Source organism: Pseudomonas sp. GW822-FHT06D10 (genome assembly GCF_058799535.1).
The window spans coordinates 191,122-210,704 of record NZ_JBXALN010000006.1 but is presented as its reverse complement, the minus strand read 5'-3'; the positions used below and the strand labels follow the sequence as shown (position 1 = coordinate 210,704).

Here is a 19,583-nt window from a genome sequence, read left to right as displayed (position 1 = left end):
CTTGGCTGGCAGTTGATCCCGTAGGAACCGGCGGACCGTTTCAGCCGATGGCCGCCCACAAATGCTGCGCCGCATAACCGCGCCACGGCCGCCAGGCCTCGGCCCGGGCCAGCAGTTGGCGGGCATTGGGCCGCAGCCCCTGCAGACGTGCCACAGCGTTGAACAGGCCTACGTCCGCCGCCGGAAAGGCATCGCTCTCGCGCAACTGGCGCAGGGCGATGTATTGCGCGGTCCAATCGCCGATTCCCGGCAATTGCAACAGGCGCTCCACCCCCTGTTGCAGGCTGGCCCTGGGTTCGAACAGGAGTGGATCGTCGAGCAAGGCCTGGGCCACGGCAGACAGCGTGCGTGCCCGGCTGCGGGGCATTCCCAGGTCGGCCAGGTTGGCAGTGGACAGCACCTGGGGAGTGGGAAACAGGTGGGTCAAACCAGGCCACTGCGGGTCGGGACTGGCCAGCAACCGGCCATGCACCGCCACCAGCTTGCCCGCCAGGCGGATCGCGCCCTGCACGGTGATCTGCTGGCCCAGCACGGCGCGAATGGCCAGCTCGAAACCGTCCCAGGCCCCAGGTACTCGCAGGCCCGGGCGTGCCGCCAGCAACGGTGCGAGCAGCGGATCACGGGCCAGATGGCGGTTGATCAGGAGCAGGTCCGCGTCCAGATCGAATTGCCGGCGCAAGCGCGCCAGCACCTGGGGCAGCAGGGCCTGCTCGGCCCTCTGCAACTGCACCTGCACCTGCAAATGGCCTGCAGGCCCCGGGCAGACACTCAAGATGCCTTGCCCACCCGCCAGCGCGAAGGTGCGGGCATAAGTATCGCCCTGCACCACCTCCAGGCCTTCGATGGCGCGAGCCCTGAGAAAGCCCAGCATCGCCGGCCAGTCGTAGGCGCCCTGGTAGAGCAGGTGATGAATCACAGCGCCAGCAGACCGCTGTACAAGCCATAGGCCGCCAATGAGGCGCCGATGACCACGGCCGCGAAGATCAGTTTTTCCAGCGGGGTGAACAACGGCTCGCCCTGCTCATGCTTGGCCTTGGCGAACAGGATCACCCCCGGCGCATACAACAAGGCCGACAGCAGCAGGTACTTCAAGCCGCCGGCGTACAGTAGCCAGATGGCGTAGCTCAGGGCCACGGTGGCGATGAACAGGTCCTTCTTGCGTTCCCGGGAGGCCTGCTCGTAGGTTTCCCCGCGACCGCTGAGCAGCACCGCATAGGCCGCCGACCACAGGTAGGGCACCAGGATCATCGACGACGCCAGGTAGATCAGGCTGGTGTAGGTGCCGGCGGAGAACAGGGTGATCAGCAGAAAGATCTGGATCATCACGTTGGTCAGCCACAAGGCATTGACCGGCACATGGTTGGCGTTTTCCTTCTTCAGGAAAGCCGGCATGGTCCGGTCCCGGGCGGTGGCGTAGAGGATCTCGGCGCACAGCAAGGCCCAGGACAGCAAGGCCCCCAGCAGGGAAACCGCCAGGCCGATGCTGATCAGCAAGGCGCCCCAGGGGCCGACGATATGCTCCAGCACTGCCGCCAGGGAAGGGTTCTGCAATTGCGCCAGCTCCGGCTGGCTCATGATCCCCAACGACAGCACGTTGACCAGTACCAGCAGCGCCAGCACCCCGAGAAAACCGATCACCGTGGCCCGCCCGACATCGGCGCGCTTCTGCGCCCGGGCCGAATACACGCTGGCGCCCTCGATACCGATGAACACGAACACCGTGACCAGCATCATGTTGCGCACCTGGTCCATCACCCCGCCGAAGTTCGGGTTGCTGCGGCCCCAGATATCCCGGGTGAAGATATCCGCCTTGAATGCCACGGCAGCGATGACGATGAACATCACCAGCGGCACGATCTTCGCCACCGTGGTCAGTTGGTTGATGAACGCCGCCTCCTTGATCCCCCGCAGCACCAGGAAATGCACAGCCCACAGCAGGACCGAGGCACAGCCGATGGCCACCGGGGTATTGCCCTGGCCGAACACCGGAAAGAAATAGCCCAGGGTGCTGAACAGCAGGACGAAGTAGCCGACGTTGCCCAGCCAGGCGCTGATCCAGTAACCCCAGGCGGAAGAGAAGCCCATGTAGTCGCCGAACCCGGCCTTGGCATAGGCGTAGACCCCGGAATCGAGCTCCGGCTTGCGGTTGGCCAGAGTCTGGAAGACGAAGGCCAGGGTCAGCATCCCCACCGCGGTGATGGCCCAGCCGATCAGCACCGCTCCGGCATCGGCCCGGGCCGCCATATTCTGCGGCAGCGAGAAGATCCCGCCGCCAATCATGGAACCCACCACCAGGGCGATCAATGCACCGAGTTGCAGCTTCTGCGCCGGTTGTGACATCCCTACCTCTGCTTCAGTGAGTCGATCTGGCGATTAAAGCTACACGCTATTAAATAACTTCTACAAATTTGCGTCTAACAGTAACAGTCAATTATTTATCCTTTAAGCAACGGGCCTCTGTACACCCCGTAGAAGGCCCTGAATAACCGACTGTTTTGTTATGTATATGCACTAAGTGCCATCACTACCAAGTGATTAATCAATGCCGCTGAAAGATTTGCACATTCCCCAAAAGGGTCTAGTTTCAAACGTCGTTGGCAATGAGAACCGCTACTGATAAGGAGATCGAAACCTGTCTGGAATGGCCCTCTCCGGGCAGCATTCTACCCCCCGCAACAAATCTTAAGTCATTCATTCACAACGGAATGCAGTAATGAACTGATCTGAGTCAGCTGTTCGGATTGCAAGCAGATTTACTCTGACGTCTCTCTTCTCCTGCATTGGAGTCATGCAATGTCTGAATCCCCCGGTAAACTAAGACTGGGCGCCTTAGTCGCCCTGGTAGTGGGTTCCATGATTGGTGGCGGGATCTTCTCCTTACCGCAAAACATGGCCGCCAGCGCCGATGTTGGTGCTGTTCTTATTGGTTGGGCAATTACCGCTGTCGGCATGTTGACCCTGGCCTTCGTCTTCCAAACTCTAGCCAATCGCAAACCTGACCTGGATGGCGGCGTCTACGCCTACGCCAAGGCCGGGTTCGGTGACTACATGGGCTTTTCATCGGCCTGGGGTTACTGGATCAGCGCCTGGCTGGGCAACGTCGGCTACTTCGTCCTGCTGTTCAGCACCCTGGGCTATTTCTTCCCGATCTTCGGCGAGGGCAACACCCCCGCGGCCGTGATCGGCGCCTCTGTTTTGCTCTGGGCCGTGCACTTCCTGGTGCTGCGCGGCATCAAGGAAGCGGCCTTCATCAACCTGGTGACCACGGTTGCCAAGGTGGTGCCGCTGCTGCTGTTCGTGCTGATCGCCCTGTTCGCCTTCAAGCTGGATATCTTCACCGCCGACATCTGGGGCGTGAAGAATCCGGACCTGGGCAGCGTGATGAACCAGGTGCGCAACATGATGCTGGTCACCGTGTGGGTGTTCATCGGCATCGAGGGCGCGAGCATCTTCTCGTCCCGGGCGGAGAAACGCTCGGATGTGGGCAAGGCCACCGTCATCGGCTTCATCACCGTGCTGCTGTTCCTGGTGCTGGTGAACGTGCTGTCCCTGGGGATCATGACCCAGCCGGAACTGGCCAAGCTGCAGAACCCGTCCATGGCGGCAGTGCTGGAGCATGTGGTGGGCCACTGGGGCGCGGTACTGATCAGCGTCGGCCTGATCATCTCGCTGCTGGGGGCGCTGCTGTCCTGGGTGCTGCTGTGCGCGGAGATCATGTTCGCCGCCGCCAAGGACCACACCATGCCGGAGTTCCTGCGCCGCGAGAACGCCAACCACGTACCGGCCAACGCCCTATGGCTGACCAATGCCATGGTGCAGATCTTCCTGGTCATCACCCTGTTCTCGGCCAGTACCTACCTGTCGCTGATCTACCTCGCCACCTCGATGATCCTGGTGCCCTACCTGTGGTCGGCGGCCTACGCAGTACTGCTGGCGGTGCGCGGCGAAAGCTATGAACAGGCCCTGGCCGAACGCAAGAAGGACCTGATTATCGGCAGCATCGCCCTGCTCTACGCGATCTGGCTGCTGTATGCCGGCGGGGTCAAGTACCTGCTGCTCTCGGCCCTGCTCTACGCCCCCGGCGTGGTGCTGTTCGCCAAGGCCAAGATGGAACTGCACAAACCGATTTTCACCAACGTCGAGAAGCTGATTTTTGCCGCAGTGGTCATAGGCGCCCTGGTGGCGGCCTACGGACTCTACGACGGCTTCCTGACCCTATAGCTCTAGCAACACCCCCGATTGTTTTGTCTCTGGAGGATCACAGTAATGACCACGGAAAAAGTTAAGTACGGCGTACATTCCGAAGCCGGCAAACTGCGCAAAGTCATGGTTTGTTCCCCAGGCCTGGCCCATCAGCGGCTGACCCCGAACAACTGCGATGAACTGCTGTTCGATGATGTGCTGTGGGTGGCCCAGGCCAAACGCGACCACTTCGACTTCGTCACCAAGATGCGTGAGCGGGATATCGATGTGCTGGAAATGCACAACCTGCTGACCGACATTGTCGCCATCCCCGAAGCCCTGGACTGGATTCTGGAGCGCAAGATCACCGCCAACCAGGTCGGCCTGGGCCTGGTCAACGAAGTCGGTTCGTGGCTGCGCAGCCTGGAGCCGCGCAAGGTCGCCGAGTACCTGATCGGCGGTGTATCGGCCGATGACCTGCCCACCAGCTTCGGTGGCAAGACCATCGAGATGTTCCGCGACTTCCTCGGCCACTCCAGCTTCATCCTGCCGCCGCTGCCCAACACCCAGTTCACCCGCGACACCACCTGCTGGATCTACGGCGGCGTGACCCTGAACCCGATGTACTGGCCGGCGCGACGTCAGGAAACTCTGCTGACCACCGCCATCTACAAGTTCCACCCCGAGTTCACCAACGCCGACTTCCAGATCTGGTACGGCGACCCGGACCAGGAACACGGCAACGCCACCCTGGAAGGCGGCGACGTGATGCCGATCGGCAACGGCGTGGTCCTGATCGGCATGGGCGAGCGCTCCTCGCGTCAGGCCATCGGCCAACTGGCGCTGAACCTGTTCAAGCACAAGGCCGTGGAGCGCGTGATCGTCGCCGGCCTGCCGAAATCCCGCGCGGCGATGCACCTGGACACCGTGTTCAGCTTCTGCGACCGCGACCTGGTCACGGTCTTCCCGGAAGTGGTGAGCCAGATCGTCGCCTTCAGCCTGCGCCCTGACGAAAGCAAGCCCGGCGGCATCGATGTGCGCCGCGAGGAGACCAGCTTCCTCGACACCGTGGCCAAGGCCCTCAACCTCAAGGCCCTGCGCGTGGTGGAAACCGGTGGCAACGCCTTCGCCGCCGAGCGCGAGCAATGGGACGACGGCAACAACGTGGTGGCCGTGGAGCCCGGCGTGGTCATCGGCTACGACCGCAACACCTACACCAACACCCTGCTGCGCAAGGCCGGGGTCGAAGTCATCACCATCAGCGCCGGCGAACTGGGCCGGGGCCGTGGCGGCGGCCACTGCATGACCTGCCCGATCATCCGCGACCCGATCGACTACTAAGCGCCCTATCCGACATAGCAGCTTGCCGTTGCCCCTACAAAGGGCCTCGGCAAGTGGACGACCGAAATCAAAGGAGATCCATCATGGCTTTCAACATCCACAACCGTAACCTGCTGAGCCTGGAACACCACACCCCACGTGAGCTGCGCTACCTGCTGGACCTGTCCCGCGACCTCAAGCGCGCCAAGTACACCGGCACCGAGCAGCAGCACCTCAAGGGCAACAACATCGCCCTGATCTTCGAAAAGACCTCGACCCGTACCCGTTGCGCCTTCGAAGTGGCGGCCTATGACCAGGGCGCCAATGTCACCTACATCGACCCCAACTCCTCGCAGATCGGCCACAAGGAAAGCATGAAGGACACTGCCCGAGTGCTGGGGCGCATGTACGACGCCATCGAGTACCGCGGCTTCAAGCAGGAAATCGTCGAAGAACTGGCGAAATTCGCCGGGGTTCCGGTGTTCAACGGCCTGACCGATGAATACCACCCGACCCAGATGATCGCCGACGTGCTGACCATGCGTGAGCACGCCGACAAGCCGATCCACGAGATCAGCTACGCCTACCTGGGCGATGCGCGCAACAACATGGGCAACTCTCTGCTGCTGGTGGGCGCCAAGCTCGGCATGGACGTGCGCATCTGCGCGCCCAAGGCCCTGTGGCCCCATGACGACCTGGTGCAGCGCTGCAAGCAATACGCAGAGGAAAGCGGTGCCCGCATCACCCTCACCGAGGATCCGAAAGCCGCGGTCAAGGGCGTGGACTTCATTCACACCGACGTCTGGGTCTCCATGGGCGAACCGGTGGAAGCCTGGGCCGAGCGTATCGAGCAACTGCTGCCCTACCAGGTCAACGCCCAGCTGATGAAAGCCACCGGCAACCCACGGACCAAGTTCATGCACTGCCTGCCGGCTTTCCACAACAGCGATACCAAGGTCGGCAAGCAGATCGCCGAGCAGTATCCGCACCTGGCCAACGGCATTGAAGTGACCGACGACGTGTTCGAGTCGCCCGCCTGCATCGCCTTCGAGCAAGCGGAAAACCGCATGCACACCATCAAGGCGATCCTGGTTTCGACCCTGGCCGACCTGTAATCCCCCTCCAGCACCGGCGCCGCCCAGGCGGCGCCGGCACCGGACTCTAGAAGGACTGCATTATGCGTATCGTCGTTGCACTGGGCGGTAACGCCCTGCTCCGCCGTGGTGAACCCATGACCGCGGACAACCAACGCGCCAACATCCGCATCGCCACCGAACAGATCGCCAAGATCCACCCCGGCAACCAACTGGTGATTGCCCACGGCAATGGCCCGCAGGTCGGCCTACTGTCGTTGCAAGCGGCGGCCTACACCCAGGTTTCGCCCTACCCGCTGGACGTGCTCGGCGCCGAGACCGAAGGCATGATCGGCTACATCATCGAACAGGAACTGGGCAACCTGCTGGACTTCGAGGTGCCGTTCGCCACCTTGCTGACCCAGGTGGAAGTGGACGCCAAGGACCCGGCATTCAAGAACCCGACCAAGCCCATCGGCCCGGTCTACAGCAAGGAAGAAGCCGAGAAGCTGGCCAAGGAAAAAGGCTGGGCCATCGCCCCGGATGGCGACAAGTACCGCCGGGTAGTGGCCAGCCCGAAACCCAAGCGCATCTTCGAGATCCGTCCGATCAAGTGGCTGCTGGAAAAAAGCAGCATCGTGATCTGCGCCGGCGGTGGCGGCATCCCCACCATGTACGGCGAGGATGGCAAGCTCAAGGGCATCGAGGCCGTGATCGACAAGGACCTGTGCTCGGCGCTGCTGGCCGAGCAACTGGAAGCCGACCTGCTGGTGATCGCCACCGACGTCAACGCGGCGTTCATCGACTTCGGCAAACCGACCCAGAAGGCCATCGGCCGGGCCCACCCGGACGAAATCGAGAAGCTGGGCTTTGCCGCCGGCTCCATGGGGCCGAAGGTCCAGGCCGCCTGCGAATTTGCCCGGCACACTGGCAAAACCGCAGTGATCGGTTCACTCTCGGACATCGAAGCGATCGTCCAGGGCAAGGCCGGCACCCGCATCAGCACCGCGCAACCTGGCATCAGTTACCTGTAAGACGCTTGCAGTGAAAACTCGGGGCAGGCCCGGCGCCTGCCCTCATTTCAAAGCCCTGGAGGAGAGAAGCCTATGGCCATGTTTGAGCCCGGTCACCTGCATATCGAGCGCCATGCGCTGAACAAGGACGACTTCAGCTACAACCTGTGCATTGACTACGAAGTGGCCCACGACCCCAAGGAGGGCAAGGGCATGCTGTTCACCCTGCACGGCACCATCGAAGACAAGTCCCTGAAGGAGCAGTTCTTCCTGGCCAAGGACCTGGCTTTCGACTTCGCCCGCCACGCCACCCGCCTCGCCCAGCAGCACGGCCTGCCCAAGAGCGCCAGCATTGCCTCGATGCACAAGTACTACGACGAAATGTTCGAGGACGTACGCAAGCAACTGGACGTCAAGCCCGGCGACCCGGTGAAACCCGAGCACCTTGCATAACCCCCGCCCCCCTGCTGGGGTCGACGTGCCGGCGAACTGACCAAGGCCCTGCATCGCTGCCCGGCCCGCCTTCGCCGGCTAGCCGGCTCTTGTGGCATGCGTGACGATTTCGACTAAGCCCCTGCCCCAAGGCATACTGGCCACCCTCCGCTTTGCAGAACCGTCAGTCACCCCATGCGTATCCACGTCAGCTTCATCGACCGCGTCGGCATCACCCAGGAAGTCCTGGCCCTGTTGGGCGGGCGCAACCTCAACCTGGATGCGGTGGAAATGGTGCCGCCCAACGTCTATATCGATGCCCCGACCTTGAGCCCCCAGGTGCTGGAAGAACTGCGCGATGCGCTGTTCAACGTACGTGGCGTGCAGGCGGTGACGGTGGTGGACATCCTTCCCGGGCAACGCCGGCACCTGCAACTGGACGCCCTGCTGGCGGCCATGACCGATCCGGTGCTGGCCCTGGACAGTGCCGGCAAAGTGCTGCTGGCCAACCCGGCGCTGATCGCCCTGTATGGTCGCGAACCGGCCGGGGAAAGCGTCGCCGAGCTGTTTGCCGACCCCGCACTGCTGGAGGCCCTGCTGGAAAACGGCTTTCGCCTGCCGCTGCGGGAAATCACCGTCAATGGCCAGACCCTGCTGCTGGACGCCACTCCCATTACCGACGCCGGTGCCCTGCTGACCCTGTACCCGCCCAACCGCATCGGTGAACGGCTCTCGGCCCTGCATCACGACCACGCCGAAGGCTTCGATGCCCTGCTCGGCGAATCACCGGCGATCCGCACCCTCAAGGCCCGGGCGCAGCGGGTCGCAGCGCTGGACGCACCACTATTGATCCAGGGTGAAACCGGCACCGGCAAGGAACTGGTGGCCCGCGCCTGCCACGCCATCAGCGCCCGCCACGGCGCGCCGTTCCTGGCCCTGAACTGCGCGGCACTGCCGGAAAACCTGGCCGAGAGCGAGCTGTTCGGCTATGCCCCCGGCGCCTTCACCGGCGCCCAGCGCGGCGGCAAGCCGGGGCTGATGGAGCTGGCCAACCAGGGCACGGTGTTCCTCGATGAAATCGGCGAGATGTCGCCCTACCTGCAGGCCAAGCTCCTGCGCTTTCTCAATGACGGCAGCTTTCGCCGGGTCGGTGGCGATCGCGAGATCAAGGTCAACGTGCGCATCCTCAGCGCCACCCATCGTGACCTGGAAAAAATGGTCAACGAAGGCACCTTCCGCGAAGACCTGTTCTATCGCCTCAACGTGCTGAACGTGGAAGTGCCACCGCTGCGCGAACGCGGCCAGGACATCCTGCTGCTGGCCCGCTACTTCATGCAGCAGGCCTGCGCGCAGATCCAGCGGCCGGTGTGCCGGCTGACACCGGGGACCTACCCGGCGCTGCTGGGCAACCGCTGGCCGGGCAACGTGCGGCAATTGCAGAACGTGATCTTCCGCGCCGCGGCGATCTGCGAGAGCAACCTGGTGGACATCGGTGACCTGGACATTGCCGGCACCTCGGTAGCCCGCCAGAACGATGCCGAAGTGGCCAGCCTGGAACAGGCCGTGGAAGCCTTCGAGAAGGAGCTGCTGGAAAACCTCTACGTCAGTTACCCCTCGACCCGGCAACTGGCCAACCGCTTGCAGACCTCCCATACCGCGATTGCCCATCGCCTGCGCAAATACGGCATTCCCAGCAAGGCCTGAGCTTGCGCCTGCCGCTCTGAAAGCGACCCCCATCTGTACTGAAAGCGCTACAGTGGAACGATTTCGCTACAAAGCCTTGCAATCGCAGCCGTGCAAGGCTTTGATCCTCAAAGCCTTTTTTCCGCACCCCGTGCTGTAGCGTTTTCGCTACGGCCGTGAAATTCCATTCTCTACAAAAAACACTCAACCCCTTGATTTACAACGGCTAAATAAATATTGGCCGTGTTCTTGCTATGGACATTGCCATTCGGCTCGGCGCTGTCCGAGCATTCAATCGCGTCCACCAGACGAGTCTGGCCCTGAGGAGTTTCCATGAGCGAGTTGCGTTTTACTGAAGATCACGAATGGCTGCGTACCGAAGCGGATGGCAGTGTCACCGTCGGCATTACGGCTTTCGCCCAGAACGCCCTGGGTGATGTGGTGTTTGTGCAATTGCCGGAGCTGCAGGGCTACGACAAGGGCGCCGAAGCCGCCACCGTGGAATCGGTGAAAGCCGCCAGCGGTGTGTACATGCCCCTGGACGGTGAAGTGGTCGCCACCAACCCGGCCCTGGAAGACAGCCCGGAACTGGTCAACGAAGACCCGCTGGGCGAAGGCTGGTTCTTCCGCTTCATCCCTGCCGATGCCGCTGCCGTTGGCCAATTGCTGGACCAGGACGCCTACGACCGCCTGATCAAAGCCAGCGCCGAAGCCTGAGGAGCCGCCATGACCGTCAACCTGAGCACCGCCAACGAATTCATCGCGCGCCACATCGGCCCGCGCCAGGGCGATGAGCAAGCCATGCTCAATAGCCTCGGCTTCGACTCCCTGGAAGCCCTGAGCGCCAGCGTGATTCCCGAGAGCATCAAGGGCACCAGCGTGCTGGAGCTGGGCCAGGGCCTGAGCGAAGCCCAGGCCCTGGCCTCGATCAAGGCCATCGCCGCCAGGAACCAGCTGTTCAAGACCTATATCGGCCAGGGCTACTACAACTGCCATACACCGTCGCCGATCCTGCGCAACCTCCTGGAAAACCCGGCCTGGTACACCGCCTACACCCCGTACCAGCCGGAAATCTCCCAGGGTCGCCTGGAAGCCCTGTTGAATTTCCAGACCCTGATCAGCGACCTGAGCGGCCTGCCGATCGCCAACGCCTCGCTGCTGGACGAAGGCACCGCCGCCGCCGAAGCCATGACCTTCTGCAAGCGCCTGAGCAAGAACAAGGGCAGCCACGCCTTCTTCGCCTCGCAGCATTGCCACCCACAGACCCTCGATGTGCTGCGCACCCGTGCCGAGCCCCTGGGGATCAACGTGGTGGTGGGCGATGAGCGCAAGCTGACCGACGTCAGCCCGTTCTTCGGCGCCCTGCTGCAATACCCGGCAAGCAACGGTGACCTGTTCGACTACCGCGAGCTGACCGAGCGTTTCCACGCTGCCAACGCCCTGGTAGCCGTGGCCGCCGACCTGCTGGCCCTGACCCTGCTGACCCCGCCCGGGGAATTCGGCGCCGACGTGGCCATCGGCAGTGCCCAGCGCTTCGGCGTGCCCCTGGGCTTTGGTGGCCCGCATGCGGCCTACTTCGCCACCCGCGATGCCTTCAAGCGCGACATGCCCGGCCGCCTGGTGGGCGTCTCGGTGGACCGTTTCGGCAAGCCGGCCCTGCGCCTGGCCATGCAGACCCGCGAGCAGCATATCCGCCGCGAGAAGGCCACCAGCAACATCTGCACCGCTCAGGTCCTGCTGGCCAACATCGCCAGCATGTATGCCGTGTACCACGGTCCCAAGGGCCTGACCCAGATCGCCCAGCGCATTCACCAGATGACCGTGATCCTGGCCAAGGGTCTGGTCCAGCTGGGCTTGACCGTGGAGCAGGAAAGCTTCTTCGATACCCTGAGCCTACGCACTGGTGCCAACACCGCCGCGCTGCACGACAAGGCACGCGCCCAGGGCATCAACCTGCGGGTGATAGACCCCGAGCGCCTCGGTCTGTCCCTGGACGAAACCACCACCCAGGCCGACGTTGAAGGCCTGTGGAGCCTGTTGGGCCATGGCAAGGCCGCGCCGGACTTCGCCGCGCTGGCGGCTTCGGTTGCCAGCAACATCCCCGCGGCCCTGGTCCGCCAATCGGCGATCCTCAGCCACCCGGTATTCAACCGCTATCACTCGGAAACCGAGCTGATGCGCTACCTGCGCAAGCTGGCGGACAAGGACCTGGCCCTGGATCGCACCATGATCCCGCTGGGCTCCTGCACCATGAAGCTCAACGCCGCCAGCGAGATGATCCCAATCACCTGGGCCGAGTTCGGCGCGCTGCACCCTTTCGCTCCCGCCGAGCAAAGCGCCGGCTACCAGCAACTGACCACCGAACTTGAAGCCATGCTGTGCGCTGCCACCGGCTACGACGCGGTGTCGCTGCAGCCCAACGCCGGCTCCCAGGGCGAATACGCCGGCCTGCTGGCCATTCGTGCCTATCACCAGAGCCGTGGCGACGAGCGCCGCGATATCTGCCTGATTCCCTCCTCGGCCCACGGCACCAACCCGGCCACCGCCAACATGGCCGGCATGCGCGTGGTGGTCACCGCCTGCGACGCCCGCGGCAACGTCGACATCGAGGACCTGCGGGCCAAGGCCATCGAGCACCGCGAGCACCTCGCCGCGCTGATGATCACCTACCCGTCCACCCACGGCGTGTTCGAAGAAGGCATCCGCGAAATCTGCGGCATCATTCACGACAACGGCGGCCAGGTGTACATCGACGGCGCCAACATGAACGCCATGGTCGGCCTCTGCGCGCCAGGCAAGTTCGGTGGCGACGTGTCGCACCTGAACCTGCACAAGACCTTCTGCATTCCCCACGGCGGTGGCGGCCCGGGCGTCGGCCCGATCGGCGTCAAGTCGCACCTGGCGCCCTTCCTCCCCGGCCATGCCGCGCTGGAAAACAAGAAAGGCGCGGTCTGTGCCGCTCCGTTCGGCAGCGCCAGCATCCTGCCGATCACCTGGATGTATATCAGCATGATGGGCGGCGCCGGCCTCAAGCGCGCCTCGCAGTTGGCGATCCTCAATGCCAACTACATCTCGCGCCGCCTGGAAGAGCACTACCCGGTGCTCTACACCGGCAGCAACGGCCTGGTGGCCCACGAATGCATCCTCGACCTGCGTCCGCTGAAAGACAGCAGCGGCATCAGCGTCGATGACGTGGCCAAGCGCCTGATCGATTTTGGCTTCCACGCGCCGACCATGTCGTTCCCGGTGGCCGGGACCCTGATGATCGAGCCCACCGAAAGCGAATCCAAGGAAGAACTGGACCGCTTCTGCGACGCCATGATCCGCATCCGCGAAGAAATCCGCGCAGTGGAAAACGGCGCCCTGGACAAGGACGACAACCCGCTGAAGAACGCTCCGCACACCGCGGCCGAACTGGTGGGCGAGTGGTCCCATCCATACAGCCGTGAACAGGCGGTGTACCCAGTGGCATCCCTGGTGGAAGGCAAGTACTGGCCGCCGGTTGGCCGGGTCGACAACGTGTTCGGCGACCGCAATCTGGTGTGCGCCTGCCCGTCGATCGAGAGCTACCAGGACGCGTAAGCCGTCCATCACTGGAGAGCCGTGCCCCTGCAGATACCGCGTATACCTGTAGGAGCCGGCTCGCCGGCGATGAGCGAGCCCCATCAATCGGGTCGAACAGCGCGCCTGGATCGCGGGCAAGCCCGCGCCTACAAGTGCCTGCGTGCCGAGCATCACAATAAGAAACCGGAGAACCAACATGTCCCTGAGCGTGTTCGACCTGTTCAAGATTGGCATCGGCCCCTCCAGCTCCCACACCGTCGGCCCGATGCGCGCCGCCGCGCGCTTTGTCGAAGGCCTGCGCCGTGAAGATCTGCTGAAGGCCACCACCTGCGTCAAGGTCGAGCTGTACGGCTCGCTGGGCGCTACCGGTAAAGGCCACGGCAGCGACAAGGCGGTGCTGCTGGGCCTGGAAGGCGAGCACCCGGACACCGTGAATACCGAAAACATCGCCGTGCGCCTGCAGGAAATACGCAGCAGCGCGCGCCTCAACTTGCTCGGCGAACACAGCATTGCGTTCAACGAGAAAGAACACCTGGCCATGATCCGCAAGCCCCTGGCCTATCACCCCAATGGCATGATCTTTCGTGCCTTCGACAGCGCCGGTTTGCAGATCCGCAGCCGCGAGTACTACTCCGTTGGCGGTGGTTTCGTCGTGGATGAAGATGCCGCCGGGGCCGATCGCATCGTTGAAGACACCACCCGCCTGACCTTCCCTTTCCGCAATGCCAAAGAACTGCTGCAACATTGCGCTACCTATGGCCTGTCCATCAGCCAGGTGATGCTGACCAATGAAAGTGCCTGGCGCCCGGAAGCTGAAACCCGCGCCGGCCTGCTGAAGATCTGGCAGGTGATGCAGGACTGCGTGGATGCCGGCTGCCGCAACGAAGGCATCCTGCCCGGCGGGCTCAAGGTCAAGCGCCGTGCCGCGGCCCTGCACCGCCAGTTGTGCAAGCACCCGGAAGCGGCACTGCGCGATGCCCTGTCGGTGCTGGACTGGGTCAACCTCTATGCCCTGGCGGTGAATGAAGAAAACGCCAACGGCGGACGGGTGGTCACCGCCCCCACCAATGGTGCGGCCGGAATCATTCCGGCGGTACTGCACTACTACATGCGCTTCATTCCCGGGGCCAACGAAGACGGGGTGGTGCGTTTTCTCCTCACCGCCGCAGCCATCGGCATCCTCTACAAGGAAAACGCCTCGATCTCCGGCGCCGAAGTCGGCTGCCAGGGTGAAGTGGGCGTGGCCTGCTCGATGGCGGCCGGGGCCTTGTGCGAGGTCCTCGGCGGCAGCGTGCAGCAAGTGGAGAACGCCGCGGAAATCGGCATGGAACACAACCTCGGGCTGACCTGTGACCCCATTGGCGGGTTGGTGCAGGTGCCCTGCATCGAGCGCAACGCCATGGGCTCGGTCAAGGCCATCAATGCGGTGCGCATGGCCCTGCGTGGCGACGGGCAGCACTTCGTCTCCCTCGACAAGGTCATCCGCACCATGCGCCAGACCGGCGCCGACATGAAAAGCAAATACAAGGAAACCGCCCGTGGCGGTCTGGCCGTGAACATTATCGAGTGCTGATACGCAGCCTGTATCCGCACGTTTTTTTCAGGAGTTGCCCATGTCCACCGAAACACTGTTGAAAACCCCGCTGCACAGCCTGCACCTGGAACTCGGCGCCCGCATGGTGCCGTTCGCCGGCTACGACATGCCGGTGCAGTACCCGCTGGGAGTGATGAAGGAGCACCAGCACACCCGTGAACAGGCCGGGCTGTTCGATGTGTCCCACATGGGGCAGATCCTGCTGCGCGGCGCCAATGCCGCCCAGGCCCTGGAGACCCTGGTGCCGGTGGATATCATCGACTTGCCGGTGGGCATGCAGCGCTACGCCATGTTCATCAACGAACAGGGCTGCATCCTCGATGACCTGATGGTGGCCAACCTGGGGGACGAACAGCTGTTCCTGGTGGTCAACGCCGCCTGCAAGGACCAGGACCTGGCCCACCTGCGCCGCCACCTGGGCGAGCAATGCGACATTCAACCGCTGTTCGAGGAACGGGCCCTGCTGGCCCTGCAAGGCCCGGCTGCGGTCACGGTGCTGGCGCGCCTGGCGCCGGAGGTGGCGCAGATGACCTTCATGCAGTTCAAGCCGGTGACCCTGCTGGGCGTGGACTGCTTTGTCAGCCGTTCGGGCTACACCGGTGAAGACGGTTTCGAAATCTCGGTGCCCGCGGCCCAGGCGGAAAAACTCGCCCGCGCCCTGCTGGCCGAGCCGGAAGTAGCGGCCATCGGCCTCGGCGCCCGCGATTCCCTGCGCCTGGAAGCCGGCCTGTGCCTCTATGGCCATGACATGAACAGCGACACCACGCCGATCCAGGCCAGCCTGCTGTGGGCCATCTCCAAGGCACGTCGTGCCGATGGCACCCGCGCCGGCGGCTTCCCCGGTGCCGAGGTGATCTTTGCCCAACAGCAAGGCGGTGTCAGCCGCAAACGCGTCGGCCTGCTGCCCCAGGAACGCACACCGGTACGTGAAGGTGCAGAGATCGTCGACGCCCAAGGCAAGGTTATCGGCAGCGTGTGCAGCGGCGGTTTTGGCCCGACCCTGGGCGGCCCCTTGGCCATGGGCTACCTCGACATAGAGCACTGCGCACTCGATACACCAGTTGCAGCAATAGTTCGTGGGAAAAAGGTGCCAATGCTTGTAAGCAAAATGCCATTCGTGCCACAACGCTACTACCGCGGCTGAGGGACTGTTTCTATAAGTAACGCGGTTGCGTTAAAAGTGCACTAATCTGTAACGCAACCGCCATAAAACAGTGCATATTTTCGATACTGAACTTCACTTATAACGCCCGAAAACAATTGAACAACTCTATCGAATAAGCCCCGCACGCTAGTTCCGCCAAACCTCGGCAAGCTGAGTAAAACCGGGGCTTCGCGGGGCTTGTTTTTTCTCCCATAGTTGGCGTAGAGTTTCCCCACTGTGTTTGCATGGGTCGCTTGGAATCGTGACCTGGGCAGTAGCTAACAAGTTTGCTACAACCCGTTCGACGTCTCTTACTTTCCTGCAACCCAGCCCAGTACTCTTTCATGAGAAAGAGACTGTCATTAATTTTTTAGCGTCAAAGGAAATAAGAAATGTCCCAACGTCAGAGCGGTACCGTCAAGTGGTTTAACGACGAGAAAGGTTTTGGTTTTATCACTCCAGAAAGCGGTCCGGATCTGTTCGTACACTTCCGCGCCATTCAGGGCAACGGCTTCAAGAGCCTGAAAGAAGGCCAAAAAGTGACCTTCATCGCTGTGCAAGGCCAGAAAGGCATGCAGGCTGACGAAGTACAAGCAGAAGCTTAATCGTCTGTAACGAAAAAGCCCCTGATGCTGACATCAGGGGCTTTTTTGTGCGCGCAATTCCGTAAAATGGCTTCTTTTTTCAGTCGAGAGCCTGTCATGTCGAAACATCTGCTAAGCCCCCAAGGCGAGTTCCCCGCCGCCGGCCTGGGTCGTCGCCTGGCAGCGATGTTCTATGATTTCCTGCTGTGCGTTGCCCTGCTGATTGTCACGGGCGGCGTCTACAAGCTGATCCAGATGCAGATCATCGGCGAGGCGCGGATGCGTACCCTGACCGAATCCGGCGCCCTGGACGGTGACCCGTTGTACTCCACGGTTCTGCTGTTCGTACTGTTCGGTTTCTTCGCCAAGTTCTGGACCCACTCCGGCCAGACCCTGGGCATGCAGGTCTGGGGTATCCGGGTGCAGAACGCCGACGGCAGCCGTATCAGCCTGTGGCAGGCGCTGTTGCGCTTCATGGTGTCGATCGCGTCCTGGCTGTGTGCCGGCCTGGGCTTCTTCTGGGTGCTGGTGGACAAGCAGAAACGCAGTTGGCACGACATCTACTCCAACAGCCAGCTGGTGCGCATTCCCAAGCAGAAGAAGTAAGCCCGCCGCCTACAAAAACGCCCCGACAGATCGGGGCGTTTTTTTAAGCGAGCAGAAGAACCGATCAGGCGTTGCCCGCCAGTTTCATCCGCGCGGCCTGGGTGAAATCCAGCATGCGCTTCAGAGGGCGGAGCGCATTGGGGATCAGCGCCGGGTCGACGCTGATCTCGTTGCTGCCATCCTTCAGGCACTGCAGGGTACGCTCCAGGGTATTCATGGCCATCCACGGGCAATGGGCACAACTGCGGCACGCCGCACCATTGCCGGCCGTCGGCGCCTCGATGAACACCTTGTCCGGGCACAGCTGCTGCATCTTGTAGAAGATGCCGCGGTCGGTGGCGACGATGAAGGTCTTGTTCGGCAGGCGCTGCGCGGCAGCAATCAGCTGACTGGTGGAGCCCACCGCGTCGGCCAGTTCGATCACCGAGCTGGGGGACTCCGGGTGCACCAGAATGGCCGCATCCGGATACAGCGCCTTCATGTCTTCCAGTTGCTTGGACTTGAACTCCTCGTGAACGATGCAGGCACCGTCCCAGAGCAGCATATCGGCACCGGTCTGGCGCTGGATGTAGGTGCCCAGGTGCTTGTCGGGGCCCCAGATGATCTTCTCGCCGTTATCCATCAGGCTTTCGACGATTTCCAGGGCGCAACTGGACGTCACCACCCAGTCGGCACGGGCTTTGACCGCCGCCGACGTGTTGGCATAGACCACCACGGTGCGCTCGGGATGCTGGTCGCAGAAGGCCGAGAACTCCTCCACCGGGCAGCCAAGGTCAAGGGAGCAGGTGGCTTCCAGGGTCGGCATCAACACCCGTTTTTCAGGGTTGAGAATCTTCGCCGTCTCACCCATGAAGCGGACCCCGGCAACCAGCACGGTCTTGGCCGGATGGGCATTGCCGAAGCGGGCCATTTCCAGGGAGTCGGACACGCAGCCACCGGTTTCTTCGGCCAGGGCCTGAATCACCGGATCACAGTAGAAGTGTGCAACCAGCACCGCATCCTGAGCCTTGAGCTCGGCAGCGATGGCGGCACGCAGATGGGCCTCTTGCGCAGCGCTCAAGGGTTTGGGCTGCTTGGCGTCGAGGTGGGCTTGAACCAGAAGGCGTTCAGAAATTTGCGTCATGTTCGCAAGACCTGCAGGCGCTTGAGGCGCGAAAGTCGAGTATACCACCGGCTCCGGACCGCTTAAGGCCCCGCCGGGAGAGTGAGTTCATCAGGTACGGACAACATTGGAGCCGCGCAAGGCTACAGAATATCCAGGGTATTCAAAAGCCTATTCTGCCCAACAGCCACGCCCTACCCTGCCAGCGGCGCCTGCGCTCGGGCAAAAGCCACCGTCACGCACAACCCGCGTTTGGCCCGTTGGTCGGAGTAATCCAGCCAGACCCGGCCGGCATGCCGATCGGCAATGGCCTTGACGATGGCGAGCCCCAGCCCGGAGCCCACTTCATCGCTAGCCCGCGATGGAAAGGGTCGAACACGCGCTCGCGCTCAGCCACAGCAATACCCGGCCTCGAGTCGCTGACCTGCAGCATGTCCTGCTTGTCCACCAAGCCGGCCACATCACGGGCAATGGCCTGGAACTCGGCCAGGTCGCCCAGCCTGGAGGCCGTGGCCCCGGTAGCCTGGGCTGAAGCGGCAGTGCCGGGCTTGGGCGCATCGGCAGGCTTGGAACACCCCGCGGCCAGCCCCAGCAGGGCACTCATGGAAAGGGTCGTGGTGTAGCGAATGGCCAGAGCGAATAAAGGCCATGATGAGTCCTTGAGTGAGGGTCGGATAATCAGTGGGAAAGGCGCTGACGGTTGTTGACGTTGAGCTGCGCGACGGTCACCTCACGCAGAGGAAGATCGCGCTGGTCCAGGTGGCGCCCAGGCCACCGCAGGTCTTGGCTTGTGTCAGCACGTCGCCGAGGGCGGCGCCAAACGGTCGGGTGAGGATGTAGGCGATCCAGAAGGTCAGCACCGCATTGCCCCCCAGGCGCCAGGCCACCAAGGTCACGGTAATCAGTGCGGCAAAGATCAGCGCTCCCAGGGTAAAGCCGAGCCCCAGCGCCTCGGTGGCCAGGTCCCCGGCGGCGGTTCCCAGGGCGAAGGTGCAGAGCACGGTGGCCCAGTAGAACAGCTCGCGTCGCGGGGTAACGATCTGGCGGATCGACAGGGCCATGCCGATGCTGGTCACGCCCTGCCCCAGGCCGGCGTCGACGGCCAGGTAGTCGGCGCAGGTTTCGCCCACGGTGGTGGACATGATCTTGATGATCCAGAAGGACAGCGTCACCTCCGGAACCTTGTTCAGCCAATCGGTCTTGCTCAGCGGCCTCATCGGGTGCCTCTCCATGACGACGCGTGTATTGGCGCGAGGCAGAGGCTACGAGGGAAAACTTAGCTGGAA

Annotated in this window: 16 protein-coding genes and 1 pseudogene; 12 read left to right on the top strand and 5 right to left on the bottom strand. The window is 62.8% G+C overall.

Annotated elements, in window-relative coordinates; translation table 11 throughout:
• Positions 1-40 precede the first annotated feature (40 nt).
• Together AC1RL5_RS21565 and arcD (AC1RL5_RS21560) are read right to left on the bottom strand one after the other, a co-directional pair.
• Positions 41-916, bottom strand: coding sequence for a DNA-3-methyladenine glycosylase family protein (locus AC1RL5_RS21565; protein ID WP_072442702.1), 876 nt, complete (start codon positions 914-916; stop codon positions 41-43).
• Complete coding sequence (arcD, locus tag AC1RL5_RS21560) at positions 913-2,340, bottom strand: arginine-ornithine antiporter (RefSeq protein WP_011062887.1); 1,428 nt, start codon at positions 2,338-2,340, stop codon at positions 913-915. The genes AC1RL5_RS21565 and arcD (AC1RL5_RS21560) overlap by 4 nt, the downstream gene beginning before the upstream one ends.
• A 453-nt stretch (positions 2,341-2,793) precedes the next feature.
• Between arcD (AC1RL5_RS21560) and arcD (AC1RL5_RS21555) the strand changes: the two genes are divergently transcribed.
• From arcD (AC1RL5_RS21555) to AC1RL5_RS21500, 12 genes are all read left to right on the top strand, one after another.
• Positions 2,794-4,221: an arginine-ornithine antiporter gene (arcD, locus tag AC1RL5_RS21555; protein ID WP_011062888.1), complete on the top strand. Its 1,428-nt coding sequence runs from the start codon at positions 2,794-2,796 to the stop codon at positions 4,219-4,221.
• A gap of 45 nt (positions 4,222-4,266) precedes the next feature.
• Entirely contained in the window at positions 4,267-5,523 is a 1,257-nt protein-coding gene (arcA, locus tag AC1RL5_RS21550; protein ID WP_103407129.1) for an arginine deiminase, read from the top strand.
• A gap of 83 nt (positions 5,524-5,606) precedes the next feature.
• The gene (locus AC1RL5_RS21545) at positions 5,607-6,617 is read left to right on the top strand and encodes an ornithine carbamoyltransferase (RefSeq protein WP_015636749.1); all 1,011 of its coding nucleotides are present in this window, start codon (positions 5,607-5,609) and stop codon (positions 6,615-6,617) included.
• A 62-nt stretch (positions 6,618-6,679) separates the two neighbouring features.
• A complete protein-coding gene (gene arcC, locus AC1RL5_RS21540; protein ID WP_072450799.1) occupies positions 6,680-7,609 on the top strand; it encodes a carbamate kinase in 930 nt (309 codons plus the stop codon).
• 72 nt (positions 7,610-7,681) lie between these two features.
• Complete coding sequence (locus tag AC1RL5_RS21535; RefSeq protein ID WP_011062892.1) at positions 7,682-8,041, top strand: DUF5064 family protein; 360 nt, start codon at positions 7,682-7,684, stop codon at positions 8,039-8,041.
• A gap of 174 nt (positions 8,042-8,215) precedes the next feature.
• The gene (gcsR, locus tag AC1RL5_RS21530) at positions 8,216-9,724 is read left to right on the top strand and encodes a transcriptional regulator GcsR (RefSeq protein ID WP_011062893.1); all 1,509 of its coding nucleotides are present in this window, start codon (positions 8,216-8,218) and stop codon (positions 9,722-9,724) included.
• A gap of 312 nt (positions 9,725-10,036) precedes the next feature.
• Positions 10,037-10,420, top strand: a complete 384-nt coding sequence (gcvH, locus tag AC1RL5_RS21525; protein WP_011062894.1) for a glycine cleavage system protein GcvH — start codon at positions 10,037-10,039, stop codon at positions 10,418-10,420.
• Between the two features lie 9 nt (positions 10,421-10,429).
• Positions 10,430-13,285, top strand: a complete 2,856-nt coding sequence (gene gcvP / locus AC1RL5_RS21520; RefSeq protein ID WP_093407455.1) for an aminomethyl-transferring glycine dehydrogenase — start codon at positions 10,430-10,432, stop codon at positions 13,283-13,285.
• Between the two features lie 178 nt (positions 13,286-13,463).
• Positions 13,464-14,840 carry an L-serine ammonia-lyase gene (locus AC1RL5_RS21515; protein ID WP_093407450.1) on the top strand — a complete coding sequence of 459 codons (1,377 nt, stop codon included), beginning with the start codon at positions 13,464-13,466 and terminating at the stop codon, positions 14,838-14,840.
• Between the two features lie 40 nt (positions 14,841-14,880).
• Positions 14,881-16,005: a glycine cleavage system aminomethyltransferase GcvT gene (gene gcvT, locus AC1RL5_RS21510; RefSeq protein WP_093407446.1), complete on the top strand. Its 1,125-nt coding sequence runs from the start codon at positions 14,881-14,883 to the stop codon at positions 16,003-16,005.
• 392 nt (positions 16,006-16,397) lie between these two features.
• A complete protein-coding gene (locus AC1RL5_RS21505) occupies positions 16,398-16,610 on the top strand; it encodes a cold-shock protein (RefSeq protein ID WP_007977299.1) in 213 nt (70 codons plus the stop codon).
• Positions 16,611-16,706: 96 nt separating this feature from the next.
• Entirely contained in the window at positions 16,707-17,195 is a 489-nt protein-coding gene (locus AC1RL5_RS21500) for an RDD family protein (RefSeq protein WP_011062898.1), read from the top strand.
• 64 nt (positions 17,196-17,259) lie between these two features.
• Here the strand turns inward: AC1RL5_RS21500 and nadA are convergent, their stop codons facing one another.
• The 3 genes and pseudogenes from nadA to AC1RL5_RS21485 all read right to left on the bottom strand — a co-directional run bounded on the left by nadA (position 17,260) and on the right by AC1RL5_RS21485 (position 19,514).
• Positions 17,260-18,318 (bottom strand): quinolinate synthase NadA, encoded by a 1,059-nt coding sequence (gene nadA / locus AC1RL5_RS21495; RefSeq protein ID WP_015636755.1) that lies wholly within the window; start codon positions 18,316-18,318, stop codon positions 17,260-17,262.
• Positions 18,319-18,491: 173 nt separating this feature from the next.
• Entirely contained in the window at positions 18,492-18,641 is a 150-nt protein-coding gene (locus tag AC1RL5_RS21490) for an ATP-binding protein (protein WP_345769796.1), read from the bottom strand.
• A 334-nt stretch (positions 18,642-18,975) separates the two neighbouring features.
• A pseudogene (locus tag AC1RL5_RS21485) lies at positions 18,976-19,514 on the bottom strand (COG4705 family protein).
• Between the last annotated feature and the right edge of the window lie 69 nt (positions 19,515-19,583).

Excerpts from the sequence above, each read along its gene's own strand:
- gcsR (WP_011062893.1), top strand. The coding sequence starts at position 8,216 with ATGCGTATCCACGTCAGCTTCATCGACCGCGTCGGCATCACCCAGGAA.
- gcvT (WP_093407446.1), top strand. The coding sequence starts at position 14,881 with ATGTCCACCGAAACACTGTTGAAAACCCCGCTGCACAGCCTGCACCTG.
- AC1RL5_RS21515 (WP_093407450.1), top strand. The coding sequence starts at position 13,464 with ATGTCCCTGAGCGTGTTCGACCTGTTCAAGATTGGCATCGGCCCCTCC.
- AC1RL5_RS21545 (WP_015636749.1), top strand. The coding sequence starts at position 5,607 with ATGGCTTTCAACATCCACAACCGTAACCTGCTGAGCCTGGAACACCAC.
- gcvP (WP_093407455.1), top strand. The coding sequence starts at position 10,430 with ATGACCGTCAACCTGAGCACCGCCAACGAATTCATCGCGCGCCACATC.
- arcA (WP_103407129.1), top strand. The coding sequence starts at position 4,267 with ATGACCACGGAAAAAGTTAAGTACGGCGTACATTCCGAAGCCGGCAAA.
- arcD (WP_011062887.1), bottom strand. The coding sequence starts at position 2,340 with ATGTCACAACCGGCGCAGAAGCTGCAACTCGGTGCATTGATCGCCCTG.
- arcD (WP_011062888.1), top strand. The coding sequence starts at position 2,794 with ATGTCTGAATCCCCCGGTAAACTAAGACTGGGCGCCTTAGTCGCCCTG.
- gcvH (WP_011062894.1), top strand. The coding sequence starts at position 10,037 with ATGAGCGAGTTGCGTTTTACTGAAGATCACGAATGGCTGCGTACCGAA.
- AC1RL5_RS21505 (WP_007977299.1), top strand. The coding sequence starts at position 16,398 with ATGTCCCAACGTCAGAGCGGTACCGTCAAGTGGTTTAACGACGAGAAA.
- arcC (WP_072450799.1), top strand. The coding sequence starts at position 6,680 with ATGCGTATCGTCGTTGCACTGGGCGGTAACGCCCTGCTCCGCCGTGGT.
- AC1RL5_RS21500 (WP_011062898.1), top strand. The coding sequence starts at position 16,707 with ATGTCGAAACATCTGCTAAGCCCCCAAGGCGAGTTCCCCGCCGCCGGC.
- nadA (WP_015636755.1), bottom strand. The coding sequence starts at position 18,318 with ATGACGCAAATTTCTGAACGCCTTCTGGTTCAAGCCCACCTCGACGCC.
- AC1RL5_RS21535 (WP_011062892.1), top strand. The coding sequence starts at position 7,682 with ATGGCCATGTTTGAGCCCGGTCACCTGCATATCGAGCGCCATGCGCTG.